Origin of the sequence: Variovorax monticola (assembly GCF_051216855.1) — a bacterium.
GTDB lineage: Bacteria > Pseudomonadota > Gammaproteobacteria > Burkholderiales > Burkholderiaceae_C > Variovorax.
This window is the reverse complement of the sequence record NZ_JBPJZP010000002.1, coordinates 301,090-315,475: the sequence shown is the minus strand read 5'-3', so window position 1 is coordinate 315,475 and position 14,386 is coordinate 301,090. Positions and strand designations below refer to the sequence as shown.

At 68.1% G+C, this 14,386-nt stretch carries 13 protein-coding genes; all 13 read right to left on the bottom strand.

The window, feature by feature from the left end; translation table 11 throughout:
* Nucleotides 1–16: 16 nt before the first annotated feature.
* The 13 genes from ACSFA5_RS06785 to ACSFA5_RS06725 all read right to left on the bottom strand — a co-directional run bounded on the left by ACSFA5_RS06785 (nt 17) and on the right by ACSFA5_RS06725 (nt 14,386).
* Nucleotides 17–481 carry an aromatic-ring-hydroxylating dioxygenase subunit beta gene (locus ACSFA5_RS06785; protein WP_435443269.1) on the bottom strand — a complete coding sequence of 155 codons (465 nt, stop codon included), beginning with the start codon at nt 479–481 and terminating at the stop codon, nt 17–19.
* A complete protein-coding gene (locus ACSFA5_RS06780) occupies nt 478–1,815 on the bottom strand; it encodes an aromatic ring-hydroxylating dioxygenase subunit alpha (RefSeq protein WP_435443268.1) in 1,338 nt (445 codons plus the stop codon). The genes ACSFA5_RS06785 and ACSFA5_RS06780 overlap by 4 nt, the downstream gene beginning before the upstream one ends.
* A 28-nt stretch (nt 1,816–1,843) precedes the next feature.
* On the bottom strand, nt 1,844–2,989 hold the full coding sequence (locus ACSFA5_RS06775) for an ABC transporter substrate-binding protein (RefSeq protein WP_435443267.1): 1,146 nt from the start codon (nt 2,987–2,989) through the stop codon (nt 1,844–1,846).
* Nucleotides 2,990–3,027: 38 nt separating this feature from the next.
* Complete coding sequence (locus ACSFA5_RS06770) at nt 3,028–4,194, bottom strand: ABC transporter substrate-binding protein (protein ID WP_435443266.1); 1,167 nt, start codon at nt 4,192–4,194, stop codon at nt 3,028–3,030.
* Nucleotides 4,195–4,248: 54 nt separating this feature from the next.
* Nucleotides 4,249–4,980: an SDR family NAD(P)-dependent oxidoreductase gene (locus ACSFA5_RS06765; RefSeq protein WP_435443265.1), complete on the bottom strand. Its 732-nt coding sequence runs from the start codon at nt 4,978–4,980 to the stop codon at nt 4,249–4,251.
* A gap of 145 nt (nt 4,981–5,125) precedes the next feature.
* Nucleotides 5,126–5,938, bottom strand: coding sequence for a cyclase family protein (locus tag ACSFA5_RS06760; protein ID WP_435443264.1), 813 nt, complete (start codon nt 5,936–5,938; stop codon nt 5,126–5,128).
* Between the two features lie 16 nt (nt 5,939–5,954).
* Nucleotides 5,955–7,238 (bottom strand): SDR family NAD(P)-dependent oxidoreductase, encoded by a 1,284-nt coding sequence (locus tag ACSFA5_RS06755; protein WP_435443263.1) that lies wholly within the window; start codon nt 7,236–7,238, stop codon nt 5,955–5,957.
* A complete protein-coding gene (locus ACSFA5_RS06750) occupies nt 7,235–8,407 on the bottom strand; it encodes a thiolase family protein (RefSeq protein ID WP_435443262.1) in 1,173 nt (390 codons plus the stop codon). Before ACSFA5_RS06750 ends, ACSFA5_RS06755 begins: the two co-directional genes overlap by 4 nt.
* Entirely contained in the window at nt 8,404–10,038 is a 1,635-nt protein-coding gene (locus tag ACSFA5_RS06745; RefSeq protein ID WP_435443261.1) for an AMP-binding protein, read from the bottom strand. The genes ACSFA5_RS06750 and ACSFA5_RS06745 overlap by 4 nt, the downstream gene beginning before the upstream one ends.
* An 8-nt stretch (nt 10,039–10,046) precedes the next feature.
* A complete protein-coding gene (locus tag ACSFA5_RS06740) occupies nt 10,047–10,535 on the bottom strand; it encodes an aromatic-ring-hydroxylating dioxygenase subunit beta (protein WP_435443260.1) in 489 nt (162 codons plus the stop codon).
* Nucleotides 10,535–11,848: an aromatic ring-hydroxylating dioxygenase subunit alpha gene (locus tag ACSFA5_RS06735; protein WP_435443259.1), complete on the bottom strand. Its 1,314-nt coding sequence runs from the start codon at nt 11,846–11,848 to the stop codon at nt 10,535–10,537. Before ACSFA5_RS06735 ends, ACSFA5_RS06740 begins: the two co-directional genes overlap by 1 nt.
* A 19-nt stretch (nt 11,849–11,867) precedes the next feature.
* Nucleotides 11,868–12,860: a PDR/VanB family oxidoreductase gene (locus ACSFA5_RS06730; RefSeq protein ID WP_435443258.1), complete on the bottom strand. Its 993-nt coding sequence runs from the start codon at nt 12,858–12,860 to the stop codon at nt 11,868–11,870.
* 14 nt (nt 12,861–12,874) lie between these two features.
* The gene (locus ACSFA5_RS06725; protein WP_435443257.1) at nt 12,875–14,386 is read right to left on the bottom strand and encodes an indolepyruvate oxidoreductase subunit beta family protein; all 1,512 of its coding nucleotides are present in this window, start codon (nt 14,384–14,386) and stop codon (nt 12,875–12,877) included.

Here is a 14,386-nt window from a genome sequence, read left to right as displayed (position 1 = left end):
GGGATGAACAGGTAACTCAGATGAACAACTGGATGGCCGGCAGCGCACGCGCCGCGTTGAGCAGGTCGATGCGCTTCTCCCGGATGCGCCAGCCGGCAGGCGTGCGAACCAGGTGATGGCGGGCGGTGCCGCTCAGCAGAACCTGGTCTTCGCCGCGTGCCTCGACGTAGAGGAAGGGCGTGCGCAGGCGCACCTCGTCGGCACTCTCGTCCTCGATGCGCGAGGGCTGCAGCACATGCTGGCTGTGGCTGGCCGGATGCTGAGAATGCGCGCGCGGGTTCTTCAGCCGCTCCACGCGCAGCCGCAGCAGCAACCGGTCTTCGTAGGCCAGCGAGTTGTGCGAGAACGGGTCGGCCTGCGCCGCGCCGAGCAGCGGCACCCAGTAGTGGCCGTCTTCGGCGAACAGGGCCAGCCATTCGTCCAGGCGCCGCTCGTCGAGCAGGGCCGCCTCGTGGGCGACGACATCGCGCGGATCGTTCATGGCGCGACCTCCGCGCCCGTACCCATGGGGTTGGCCATCGATTTCGCCCAGGCGCGGAACTGGTTGCGCATCAGCAGCTCGTTGGTGCCGTTGGTGGTAACCGTGGCCTGCTGCGTCTCGGCCGCATCGTGGTTGCGGTGCAGGCTCACCCATTCGTTGCCGCCCGCGCGCAGGCCCTGCTGGATGCTCTCGAACAGGTGCACGTCGTCGTGCGCCACCACCGACATGGGCGAGAACACGAGGCGGTTGTAGCTCATGGCGCGCTCGAACAGCAGCGCGGGCGCGCCGGCCGCCCTGAAGCTCCAGGCCTCGATCAGCGTGCGGTTGGCCGCCAGCGGGCGGATCACGCGAATGGCCTGCGGCGAACCCTTGACCGACAGGCTGGGGTAGAAGACCGAGTTCTGCGGCGAGCGCTGCAAGATGTCGGTAGCGCGCGCCTCGCCGTGCGCGGCGCGCATCGCGGCCTCGTACTCGGGCAGCTGTGCGTAGTTGGAGTGGATGCTGAAGTTCACCCCCAGCACGCTGTGGCCGTTGGCGAACACGCGCCCGCCCATCTTGTCGAAGAATTCGTAGCCCGAACCGAAGGGCAGTATCTGTTCCATCGCCATCGGCTTGGGGTCGGTGGGCGCATGGCCTTCCCACAGCGCCTCGGCCGCCTTGGTGGCCGACTCGTGCGTCGACATCGGGTGCACCGTGTCGTTGATGTTCTCCAGGTACATCTTCCAGTTGCAATGCACGATGTTGCGCAGCACGCCGCCGCCCACGGCAAGCCTGCCTTCGGGCGAGCGGTCGACCATGTTGTCGATGGCGCCCAGCACCTCGCCGAAGTAGTCCTCGAACGCAGGGCCGGTGTCGGACAGCCGCACGAACACGAAGTCACGGTACACCTTCACATGCTTCACCACGGACAGCCCCTGCCCCGATTCGCAGGCCTTGAGCTGCGTGCCCTCGTAGCCGGCCTTCAGCGGCACGCCGAGCGGCGCGCCGTCGAGCTTGTAGGTCCATGCGTGGTACGGGCAGCGAAAGAAGCGCCCGGTGTTGCCGCTTTCGTCCGTGACCAGTTGCGTGCCCTTGTGGGCGCAGCGGTTGTAGAGCACATGCACCGCGCCGTCGGGCTGGCGCACCATGAGCAGCGGCCGCCCCGCGATGTCCTGCGTGACGAAGTCGCCGGGCTCGGGCACCTGGCTCGCATGGCCCAGAAAGACCCAGGTGTTGGCGAACAGCCGCTCCTGTTCCAGCGCGAAGATTTCATCGCTGAGGTACAGGTCGCGGTGGACACGGTCGTCCCGAACCAGCGCCGCGACAAGATCGGGGCGATTGCGGTAGGTGGTCATGGCGGTGTGCTCGGTGACTGGTCGACGACTACGGCACCAGCTTCCACTGGCCCTTGGTCATCTGCACGATGACCACGCCGCGCTGGTCGGAGCCGTAGCGGTCGTCGGGCTTGAAGGTGTACACACCGTGCGTGCCCACCAGCTCCTTCGTGCTCACGATCGCGTCGCGCAGCGCCGTGCGGTACTGCGGCGTGCCCGGCTCGCCCTTGGTGCGCGAGGCCGCGTCGGCCAGCAGCAGGTAGGCGTCGTAGGTGTACGACGAAAACGCATCGGTCGGCACCGCGCCGTTGACCTTCTGGTAGGCGCTGCGAAAGCCCATCGACACCTTCTTGATCGGGTTGCTGTCGGGCAGCTGGTCGGCCACCAGCACCGGCCCGCTGGGCACCTGCAGGCCTTCGATGGAGGCACCGCCCACGCGCACGAAGTCGGCGTTGATGAGGCCGTGGGTGCCGTAGATCTTTCCCTTGTAGCCGCGCTCGGCCAGTGCCAGGTAGGGCAGCGCGCCGGGTGTGCCCGAGTTGCCGGCGAACACCGCGTCGGGCCGTGTCGCGACGATCTTCAGCACCTGCCCGGCCACCGACGAATCGCTGCGCGCGTAGCGCTCGTTGGACACCACCTTGATGCCGGCGGCGTCGGCGCTTTTGACTAGCGAGTCGTAGGCCAGGTCGCCCAGTGCGTCGGAAAATCCGATGAAGGCCACGGTCTTCACACCCGACTTCTTCATGCGCTCGACCACCCCCGCGACCATGAGCGGAAACGGCTGCGACACGGTGACGGTCCACGCGCCTTCGGGGCCGGCGATGGTCACCGGCGTGGGCGAGATCAGCGGTGTGTTCAGCTCGCGGGCCACCGCGGCGATGGCCATGGCGCCGGGCACGCCCGAGGTGCCGATGAGCACGTCGACCTTGTCTTCGGTCACCAGCTTGCGCGCGTTGCGGCCGGCGGTGGTCGGGTCGGAGGCGTCGTCGAGCACGATCAGCTGGACCTTGCGGCCTGCGATTTCAGGGTGCTCGGCAATCGCTGCGCGAATGCCCTTCTCGTAGGGAATGCCGAGCGCGGCCACCGGGCCCGACAGCGAGCTGATGAAACCGATCTTCAGGTCGGCCGCCAGGGCCTGCGAACTTGCCAGCGCAAGCACCGTGGCGCCGAGGATGTGGGTGAGTTTGTTCTTCATCTCAGGTTTCCGTGGTGTTTGTCATGCCGGGCTTGTGCTCAAGGCACCAACTTCCACTGACCCTTTTCCAGCTTCACGACAACACGCGACCGGTCATCGGAGCCGTAGCGATCCGTCGGCTTGAAGTTGTAGACCGAGTGCGTACCGACCAGCTCCTTGGTGCTCACGATGGCATCGCGCAGGGCCACGCGGAACTGCGGCGTACCCGGCTCGGTCTTGGTGGCCAGGGCGCGCTGCGCGGCGTCGAGGTAGATCAGCCACGCATCGAAGCTGTAGGCCGAGAAGGTGTCGGTGGGCGCTGCGCCGTTGGCCTTCTGGTAGGCGGCGCGGAAGTCCATCGATATCTTCTTCATCGGGTTGGTGTCGGGCAGTTGCTCCGCCACCACCACCGGGCCCGTCGGCGCCAGCAGGCCTTCGACCGACGGACCGCCCACGCGGATGAAGTCGGGGTTGATCAACGAATGCATCCCGTAGATCTTTCCCTTGTAGCCGCGCTCGGTCAGCGCCAGGTACGGCAGCGCGCCCGGCGTGCCCGAGGCACCGGTGATCACCGCGTCGGGCTTCAGCGCCACGATCTTCAGCACCTGGCCGGCCACCGACGAATCGCTGCGCGCGTAGCGCTCGTTCGACACCACCTTGATGCCGGCCGCCGGCGTCGACTTCATCAGCGCGTCGTACACCAGGTCGCCCCAGGCGTCGGAGTAGCCGATGTAGGCCACCGTCTTCACGCCGGCCTGCTTCATCTTCTCGACCATCGCGCCCATCATCAGTGGCGCGGGTTGCGGCAGCGTCACCATCCATGCGCCCTCCTCGCCCGCCAGGTCGGCGTTGGCGATGGAGATCAGCGGCGTCTTCGTTTCACGCGCCACCCCGGCAATGGCCAGCGAACCGGGTGCACCGGCTGTGCCGATGATCACGTCGACCTTGTCCTCCTCGATCAGCTTGCGCGCATTGCGCGCGGCCGTGGACGGGTCCGACGCGTCGTCGAGCTGGATCACCTGCACCTTGCGCCCGCCCACCTCCGACTTGTAGACCAGCGCGGCCTTCATGCCCTTGTCGTACGGAATGCCGAGCGACGAGACCGGTCCCGACATCGACGTGATGAAGCCGACCTTCAGGTCGGCGGCCCACGCGCCCGCGGCGCTCAACGCGCCAAGACCCGCGGCAATGGCCGCGAGGGTGCGAATTCGGTTCATGACTTTCATGGCGATGCTCCAGAGTGGTTTGGATGAACGTGCGTGAGGAAAGCAAAAAAGAAATCAGAGCGCCAGGCTGCCGACGCTGGTGCCGCCGCAGACATACAGCACCTGCCCAGTGACAAAGCTGTTGTCGGCGTCGGCAAAGAAACGCACGGCGCGTGCCACATCGGCCGATTCGCCCAGGCGCTTGACCGGCACGGAAGCCGCGAGCGCGCGTTCCTTCTCGCTGCCGGCTTCGACCACGTCGTAGAACATGTCCGTGCGAATGGGCCCCGGGGCCACCACGTTCACCGTGATGCCGTCGGCCGCCAGCTCCAGCGCCCACGTGCGCGCCATGCCGAGCATGCCGGCCTTGGTGGCCGAGTAGCTGGTGCGCGTGGCCAGGCCGAGCGCGGCGCGCGACGACAGCAGCACCACGCGACCGAAGCGTTGCGCACGCATGGCGGGCAACGCGCCTTGCACCAGCTGCACGGCACAGCCCAGGTGCAGGTCGACCAGCGCGTCGAGGTCGGCCAGCTTCACGTCGGGCAACAGCGCGGCGCGGATCACGCCGGCGTTGTGCACGAGGGTGGTCGGCGCAAAACGCGCGACCAGTTCGCGCACGGCCTCGCCCGTGGCGTCGCGGTCGCTCAGGTCGACCTCGATGCTGTGCAGCTTCGGATGGTCGATCTCGGCCTTGCGGCGCGCGAGCGACACCACCTCGTAGCCCTGCGCGAGCAGGTCTTCGCAGATCGCCTTGCCGATGCCGGCGCTGCCGCCGGTCACTGCAGCCACCTTCGGCACCGCGCTCATGCCCGCGCTCCCCGCATGGCCCCCTCTCCCGCTTGCGGGAGAGGGTTGGGGTGAGGGTGACCCCCGTGGCCGTCGCAAGCACCCTCATCCCCCGCCTTCTCCCGCACGCGGGAGAAGAAGCCCAAGCCAATACCGCCGCAGCGCGTCATAGCGAAGCTCCCACCAAAGCCAGCACACGCAGCGGACTGCCGCTGCCCTTTTCGATCTTCAACGGCGGGCAGATCAGCACCGCGCCCGCAGGCGGCAGCAGATCCAGATTGGCCAGGCACTGCAGCCCATAGCGCCCCGCGCCATGCATGTAGTAGTGGCACGGATACGGCGGCCGCAGGTGATAGCCCTGCCCGGCATCGGTGCCGATGGCCTCCGAGCCGAAGCCCAGCACATCGCGCTGCTCCACCAGGAAGCGCACGGCCTCGGTGCTCGGCCCTGGCGTGTGCTGCCCGGTCTCGTCGAAGTTCTGGTAGGCCTCCGGGTCGCTGCGCTTGGACCAGTCGGTGCGCATCAGCACCCACGCGCCCTTGGGGATGCGGCCGTGCGCGGCCTCGTAGCGCTCGATGTCGGCCACGCTCAGCAGGTAGTCGTCGTTGCCCTGCACCTGCGCCGAACAGTCGATCACGCAGGCCGGCGCCACGAAGTTCTGCACGGGAATGGTGTCCACCGAGTTGTTCGGCAGGTCGCGGCCCGAGATCCAGTGGATGGGCGCATCGAAGTGCGTGCCGGTGTGTTCGCCGCACGAAAAGTTGTTCCAGTACCAGCCTGGTCCGCGCTCGTCGTACTTGGACACTTCCTCGATGCGGAAGGGCCAGCACTGGCCCATCTCGGGCGGCAGCGCGATCTGCGGAAACTCGGGCGTGAGCGTCTGCGTGAGGTCGATCACGCGGATGCGGCCGCTGGCCATCGCGGTCACGAGGCCGCCGAGTATTTCGGCGGCGGAGGTCAGTTCGTTGGTTGTCGTCATCGTGTGGCTCCTGTTCTCAGCCGCCTGCGGCCAACTCGCGTTCGAGCACCTTCGGGTTGTCGCGCCAGCGCTCCAGCCACTCCTGCGCCACGTCGCCCGGGTACACGTCTTCCACACCATCGCGCAGCGCCTTGACGATGACGTTGGCCAATGCCGTGGGTGCCAGCTTGGGCGGCGGCGTGTGCTGGTTCCACTCGTCGTCGATGGGCCCCGGAAACACGTTGATCACGCGGATGCCGGCCGGCCGCATCTCGGCGCGCAGGCACTGCGCGAGCGAATGCGCCGCAGCTTTCGATGCGCTGAAGGTTCCGTGCGGCGGAAAGTTGCTGAGCGCGTAGATCGACAGCAGGTTGACCCACGCCGTCGCACCCGTCGCGCCGTCGGCCGAGCGGCCCTTGAGCGCGGGGCCGAACTCCTGCGCCAGGCGCAGCAGGCCGAAGTAGTTGATGTCCATCTCGGCCTTGGCCACGTCGGTGCCGCGACGCGCGCCGATGCCGAAGGTGCGGTGCACCTCGGCGTTGTTGATCACGATGTCGACCTTGCCGCCGATGGAACCCGCGAGCTCGGTCACCTGGCGGCCGTTGGTCAGGTCGAGCGGCACCAGCGTGACCTGCGGCAGCGCGGAGATGTCCTCCAGGCCGTCGCCCATCTTCTTCCAGGGCTCGGCATGGCCGACCCAGACGATGTCGGCGCCGGCCTTCACCAGCGCGCGCACGATGGCCTGGCCGGTCTCGGTCTTGCCGTCGGTCACCAGCGCCTTGCGGAACTTGGGGTCGCTGGTCATCTCGCGCAGCATCTTGTCGTCGGCCATGTGGGGACTCCCTTCATTCGGAAAACCAATGAGAACGGCCTGGCCGGAGCGGTCGAGCCTTGCACCGACACGGACGCGCGGAAGCGTGTCCCCGTCCGGATGCCCGCGGGTGGGCGCATCGTCCACCTCGCCGTGCAGGTGGACCATGAGCGTGGGGCCCACATCCAGATGCACCAGCCCCAGCCGCCAGGGCAGCCGTTCGCGAAAGAACAGGTCGTTGCTGTGGTGCAGCGTGGTGCTGCCCAGCAGTTCGCCCTCGCCGCTCTGCGCACGCCAGCGCAGGGCGGCCGACAGGCATTTGTGGCAGACCTCGCGCGGCGGGTACTGCACGGTGCCGCAGTCGTCGCAGGTCTGCAGTTCGAAGCGGCCTTCGGCAGCCGCCGCCGTGAGGCCGAGCGCCACGCGGCCGCGCGCGCCGGGCGGCAGGTTCATCTGCCGGGTGCGCAGCACCGGGTTCTTGCGCGGGGGGCGCATCAGGGGCATGGTCATGCGGATCTCCCGAGGATGACGGCGCCTGTGCACAGGCAGCGGTCGTAGGTCACCATGCCGAAGCCGGCGACGAGGCCCAGCTGTGCGTCGGGCACGGCACGCGGGCCTGCTTCATCGGTAAGTTGCCGGATCGCCTCGACCATGCCGAGGAACCCGCCTGCCGCACCGGCCTGCCCGGCCGAGAGTTGCCCGCCGCTGGTGTTGTTCGGAAAGCTGCCGTCGAAGGTCAGAGTGTGCGACTGCACGAAGGCCGGGCCCTCGCCCTTCTCGCAGAAGCCCAGGTCCTCGAACTGCATCATCGCGATGACGGGATAGTCGTCGTAGGTCTGCACGAAGTCGAGCGCAGCGGGCGGCACATCGGCCTGCGCATAAAGGTCGTCGCGGTCCTTGCGCCAGCCGCCCTGCACCATCACCGGGTCGTCGGCATAGGCGTTGTGGCGTTCGATGGCACCGCGAATCACCACGTGCGCCAGGCCCAGGTCGCGTGCACGCTCTTCGCTCATCACCAGGAAGGCCTCGGCACCGGCGCAGGGCATCACGCAGTCGAACAGGTGGATCGGATCGGAGATGGGGCGTGCCGCCATGTACGCGTCGAGCGTCAGTGCCTTCTTGAACATCGCATTCGGGTTGCCGAGCGCGTTGGTGCGCTGGTCCACGCAGATGCGGCCGAAGTCTTCGCGCTTCGCGCCGTAGGTGCGCATGTAGTTGGCGGTGATGAAGGCGAAGATCGAGTTCGGTCCGCCCGAGCCGTAGGGGTAGCTCGCGTCGCGCGCGAAGTTGCTGAAGCTGCCCAGTGTCTGGCGGAAGGAGTCGACATGGTTGGTGTCCGCGCCCACGCAGGCCACGATGTCGGCATCGCCCGCCTGCACCGCGCGCGCGGCGCGGCGCAGGCACATCACGCCCGACGCCCCGCCCGTGGGCACATGGTCGAGCCAGCGCGGCGACAGGCCCAGGTGCTGCGTGACGCCCACCGCCGTGTCGGGCGCGAGCGAGAAACTGCTGAGGCACAGGCCGTCGATCTGGTCCTTCGGCACGCCGCTGGCTTCGACCAGCGCCTGCACCGCCTGCCCGATGAACCAGTGCGCGGTGCGGGTGGAATAACGCACGTACGGCACGGTGACGGGCACCGCGACCGCAACGCCTTCGTAGGAGAGCCGTCGTGCCGTCATGCGTGCCCCGCCTGTCTTTTCTTCATGGCGCGTGTGTCGATGCAGTGACCCTGCCCCGGCAGCGACTGCGCCATTTCGCGCAGCTGGCCGCGCTGGATCTTCTGCGACGGCGTGAGCGGCAGCGCGTCGACGAAGGCCACGTAGCCCGGCGCCTTGTAGTAGGCCAGCTGGTCCAGCGCGTGCTGGACGATGCTGGCCGCGGTTTGCGCGGGCTGCGAGGCGTCCGCGTCTTCGCGCATCACGATGCAGGCCAGCACCTCGTCGCCGCGCACCGCATCGGGCGTGGCGGCCACGGCCGAAGTCTTCACGGCGGGGTGCTGGTTGAGCACGCTCTCGACCTCGACGGCCGAGATGTTCTCGCCGCTGCGGCGGATCACGTTCTTCTTGCGATCCACGAAGAAGAAGTTGCCCTCGGCGTCGCGGCGCACCAGGTCGCCGGTGTGGAACCAGCCGTCGGCCCAGGCTTCGCGCGTGGCCTCTTCGTCTTTCAGGTAGCCGGAGAAGAAATGGCGCTTCGGGTCGTTGCCGGCCGAGCGCACCAGCAGCTCGCCCGGTGCATCGACGCCGACCTCGCCACCGTCCTCGCCCACGAGGCGGATCTCGACGAAGTCTTCCTGCCGCCCGAAGCAGCTCGTGCCCACCAGGCGCGGCTCGCGGTTGGCCATGATGCAGGCGGCGGCGCCGGTTTCGGTCATGGCCCATGCCTCGACCAGCGGAAAGCCGAAGCGCGCTTCGAAGGGCGCATGGTTCTTGCGGTCGACGCCGGCGCCGAAGCCCCAGCGAATCGCATGGTCGCGGTCGGCCGCCGACGCGGGCGCCGACAGCAGCATGGCCGGCATCACGCCCAGGTAGTGTGCGACGGTGGCGCCGCTCTCCTTCGCGCTGGCCAGCCACGTCTTCGGGTGGAAGCGGTCCAGCTGCACCAGGCAGCCGCCCGCGACCAGCACCACCATGGTGGAGAACGCCATCGCGTTCATGTGGTTGAGCGGCAACGGCGTGATGACGCGCTCGGCGTCGGGGCGGATGCCGCACACGCCGTCCAGCGCGGCATACCACTCGCCGGCACGCAGGAAGTAGGCGTTGCCCAGAATGCAGCCCTTGGGCCGGCCGGTGGTGCCCGAGGTGTAGAGCAGGCCGCATTCGGTGTCGTCGCCTACGGGTTCATGGGCGCGCGGCGCGGGTGTCTTCGCGCTCGGCACCGCATCGCCGGGGCCCATGGTCTCGAAGGCCACGCCCGCCTGCGCCGCCGCGGCGTGCAGGTCGGCCGCGCGGCCCGGCAGCGTCACGGCCAGGCCGATTTCGCTGTGGCCGATCAGGTAGACCAGTTCGGCCGAGCGCATGTCGGCGTTGATGGGCACCACGCTCGCGCCCAGTGCGTTCAGCGCGAGCCAGTGGAAGAGGAAGGCGGGCCGGTTCTCCAGCAGCAGGCCGACGCGGTGGCCATGGCCGTAGCCCGCTTGCGCATAGGCCGCGCGCAGGCGCTCGACTTCGACGGCCGCTTCGCCCCAGCGAATGGCGCCGGCTGCGATGCCGTAGGCCGCGGCGGTCACCGATTCGGTGAACAGGAACTCGGCCTGCGGCGTGCGCTTGGCAGTCGCCGCGAAGACCTGGTGGACGGTGTCGTGTGCCATCTCGTCCTTCAGATGAAAAGCTGCACCGCCGGCAAGGCCGCGTCGCAGTTGAGCAGGTTCACGCGCTTGAGCGTCATGCGCAGCGCGCCGTCGTGCACGGCAAGGTGATGAAAGAAGGTGCCCACGTAGAACTGCAGCTCGTCGCCCTGCGACTCGGTGTAGTGGAACGCGGTGCGCACCACGAAACGGTTGGCCTCGGCGTCGAACTGTTCGACCACCGGCACCTGAAGCAGGTGGTGGCAGCGGCTGGGCGGCTGCTGCGAAAAAGCGCGCGGGCTCTTCAGGCGTTCGATGCGGAGGTCGCGCAGCAGCTTGTCTTCGTACAGGTGCGAGGTGTGGTTCAGGCCGTCTTCCTGGTCGGGCACCAGCGGAATCCAGTAGAAGGCGTCGTCGGTGAAGAGCGCGTTCCAGTCTTCATAGCGGCGCGTGTCGAGCAGGTGCGCTTCGTTCACGACGAAGTCGATCAGTTGCTGGCGGGTGACGTCGGTGCCGGTCATCACATCGTCTCCGTCATGCGCTCGACCCAGCTGCGGTACTGGTTGCGCATCGGCAGCTCGCTGGTGCCGCCAGTCGTGATTTCGCCGCCCTTCAGCTCCGACGCGTCGTAGTCGCGGTGCAGGCTCACCCACTCGTTGCCGCTCGCATGCAGGCCGGCCTGCATGCCGCGGTAGGCCTGCAGGTCGTCGTGCCCCACCACCGAAAACGGCGAGTTGATGAGCCGGTTGTACATGGTCGTGCGCTGCAGCAGTTCGGGCGGCGCGCCCTTCAGGCGGAAGGTCCAGCTCTCGATCAGCGTCTTGTCGGCCGAGATCGGCTTGACCACGCGAATCGCCTGGATCGCGCCCTTGATCGTGAGGTTCGGGTAGTACACCGTGTTGTGCCGCGCCATGCCCAGGATCTGCGCCGTCTTTTCCTCGCCGTAGCGCGCCTTCATGGCGTCGTCGTAGGCGGGAATTGCCTTGTACTTGCTGTGGATGCTGAAGTGCACGCCCGTGAAGCTGTGGCCGTGGTCGTACGTGCGAATGCCCATGTCCTCGAAGAACTTGTAGTCGGACATGAAGGGCACGAACTGCTCCACCGCCATGGGCTTGGGTTCGTCGGCGGGCTTGTCGGCCCACATGCGCTTGGCGGTGCCGGCCGAAGACTCGTGCGCCACCATGGGGTGCATGGTGTCGTTGAGGTTCTCCACGAACATCTTCCAGTTGCACTGGTGAATGAAGCGCAGGCAACCGCCAGCGATTTCGAGCTCACCTTCGGGCGATCGGTCGGCCATGTTGTCGATGGAACTGAGCGAGTCGCCGAAGTACTCGTCGAAGTCGGGGCCTGCGTCGTTGATCTTCACGAAGATGAAGCCGCGGTGGCTGCGCACATGCGCGAGCGTGGTCAGGCCCTTGGCCGACTCGCACTCGTGCAGGGCGGTGTTCTCGTAGCCGGTCTTCAGCGGAATCGCCAGCAGCGCGCCGTCGGTCTTGAAGGTCCAGGCGTGGTACGGGCAGCGAAAGAACTTGCCGGTGTTGCCGCACGGCCCGTTGACCAGCCGCGAGCCCTTGTGGGCGCAGCGGTTCATCATGGCGCGCACGCTGCCGTCGGTGTGGCGCACGACGATGAGCGGGCGGCCCGCGATGTCGTTGCTGATCCAGTCGCCGGGCTTGGGCAACTGGCTCTCGTGGCCCACGTAGTTCCAGGTGTTGGCGAAAAAGTGCGTCTGCTCCAGCTCGAACAGTTCCTGGCTGGTGTACAGGTCGCGGTGCACGCGGTCTTGCTGCACCAGCGCGCGCACGGCGTCGGGGTTGTCTCGGTACGAGGTCATGGGGGCATGGCTCCTTGCTTCAGAGGTCGAGCACCAGCCGCTCGCCCTTGGCGCGCGAGATGCAGATCTGGATGACGTTGCCCTCGGCCTTCTCGCGGGCGGTGAGCACGTAATCGCGGTGGTCGATCTCGCCCTCGATCACGGGCACCGCGCACACGCCGCATTCACCGCGCTTGCAGTCGAACATCGGGTCGCAGCCGTTCTCGATGAGACAGTCGAGGATGCTCTGGTCGGCCGCCACGGTGAAGCGTTGGCCCGACTGGGCGAGCTCCACCTCGAAGGGCTGGTCGCCTTCTTCGGCGACCGGCTCGGTGAACAGCTCGAAGTGCACGCGGTCGTGGTCCCAGCCGCGTGCCTGGGTGCAGGCGAGCACGGCATCGAGCATGACCTTGGGGCCGCACACATACAGGCGGTCGCCGGCGGGCACGCCGTCGAGCAGCGCGTCGATGTTCAGCGGTGCCCCGGCTTCGGCGTCGGCGTGCACGCGCAGGTCGTCGCCCAGCAGCGCCTGCAGCTCGGGCAGGAAGGCCATCAGGTCGCGGCTGCGGCCTGCGTAGTGCAAGCGCACGGGGGCCTCTTCGGCGCGGCGGCGTGCGGCCATGGTGGCGAGCGGCGTCACGCCGATGCCACCGGCCACCAGCACGGTACCGCCGGGGCCGGTGTGCAGGGGAAAGTCGTTCTTCGGCGCCTCGACGGCGAGCGTGTCGCCCTCTTTCAGCTGCTCGTGCATGAAGCGCGAGCCGCCACGGCCTTCGGCTTCCTTGCGTACGGCGATCACGTACTCCGCCGGCGCGTTGGTGGCGTTGCGCGCGGTGGCGAAGTTGACGAGCGAATAGTGGCGCCAATCGGTCTTGCCGTCGGGCAGCGACACCTGCACGCGGATGTGCGCGCCGGCCGCGAAGCCGGGCAACGGGCGGCCGTCTTCGGCACGCAGGCGCAGCATGCGGATCAGCGGATTGAGTTCGCGCACTTCGGCGACGCGAAGCGGGAGCGTGGCGGTGGGAGCGGTCATCGTGCGTTGTCTCTTCAGGCCAGTGCGTGCTGCGCCAATGCCGCCTGCAGCTTGTGGCCGTGTTCGTCGGCGAGCGCCGCGTCGCGCAGTTCGCGCAAGGTGGCGGGCGCAAGTGCCGCGCCGGCGCGCTCGAAGGCGCGCATCAACGTGTCGTAGTTGCGAATGCCGCGCTCGTGCGTGTCGCTGTAGCCCTTGACCAGCCGCTGGCACTGGGCCAGCTCCACGGCGAGTTCGGGGTTGCGCTGTGCGGTGGCGGCGATGCGCTGCAGCCATTCCTCGATGCGGCGGTTTTCTTCGGCATAGCGCATGGTGGACAGGCGCCAGCGCTTGCAGGCGGCCACGGCGCGCAGCATGAGGTAGCCGCGCAGCGAGCTGGTCCGGATCACGCGGCCGTGCTGCGTGAAGCGCTCGACGAGCTTCTTGGGCAGCGTCGATTTCATGAGCCAACGGCCGATGCCGCCGGGCAGCGTCTCGCAGATTTCCTGCAGGCGCGGGTGCATGTATTCGTTGATGGCCAGCACCTGGCCGGGCTGTACGCGCGCCTCGTCGCGCACGCGCTCGAAGCGGGTCGCGCGGGTCTTGAGGGCGGCCACACGGGCAGTGTCCTCGTAGGACATCCAGAGCGCCAGGTGGCGCGCGGTTTCGCGCAGCAGGCGGTGGTCGCCCTGCGCCGGCAGCGCCGCGACGGCGGCCGAGCGGTCGAGGTACAGGCCGGCGTAGGCCACGTCCTGGTAGTCGATGAGGCGGCGCACACCTTCGAGCAGGAAGTCTTGCGCCTGCGCAGGAAAGTCGCGTTGCACGCGCTCGACCAGCGCGCGCACGGCGGGGTGGCGCGGTTGCGGCGCGGGGGTGGCGAGAGGGGCCTCCACCGCCGGCTCGCCATCGTCGCCGGCTTGCGCACGGGCGAACGCCGCACCGAAAGCCTTGAGGCTGGGCTTCACGCCCACGCCGCCGCGCTCGACGGTCGCTTCGAACTGCGCGCGGCTGAACGGCAGCACGCCCGAACCCGCGAGCGCACCGAAGAGCACGGCGCTGATCACGCTGCCCGAGGCCTCTGCCGCCTTCTCCATGTCGAAACGGATGAAGCGCTTGGCGGCCTTGGCCGTGTGCGCGAGCAGTTGGGTGCTGTCGACGCGGCCATCGCCTAAAGCGCTCTTCTCGGCAATGGAGAAGACGCGGTGCGTGGAGGCGATCAGCGTGGTGCGGTCATTGGTGACGAGTCCACGCTGCACCGCGCGGCCGGCTTCCATGAGCTCCGATGCGAGCACTACATCGACATCGCCCGGTAAGGGCATCAGCGCCAGCACGGGGCGGCCACCGTCCGCTTCGGCCTGCGCCGTCGGGTACAGCTCGACGTAGTAGATGGTGGCGCCGGTGCGCTGCGCCACGCCCGGCACCGAGGTGGTCTGGGCCACGTAGCCGTTGGCTTCGCCCATGTCGACGATCCAGTCGGCGAGCACGCCGCCGCCCTCCCCGCCCATGGCGAGGATGGCGATCTTGAGGGGCTGTGGCTTGTTGTTCGTCAT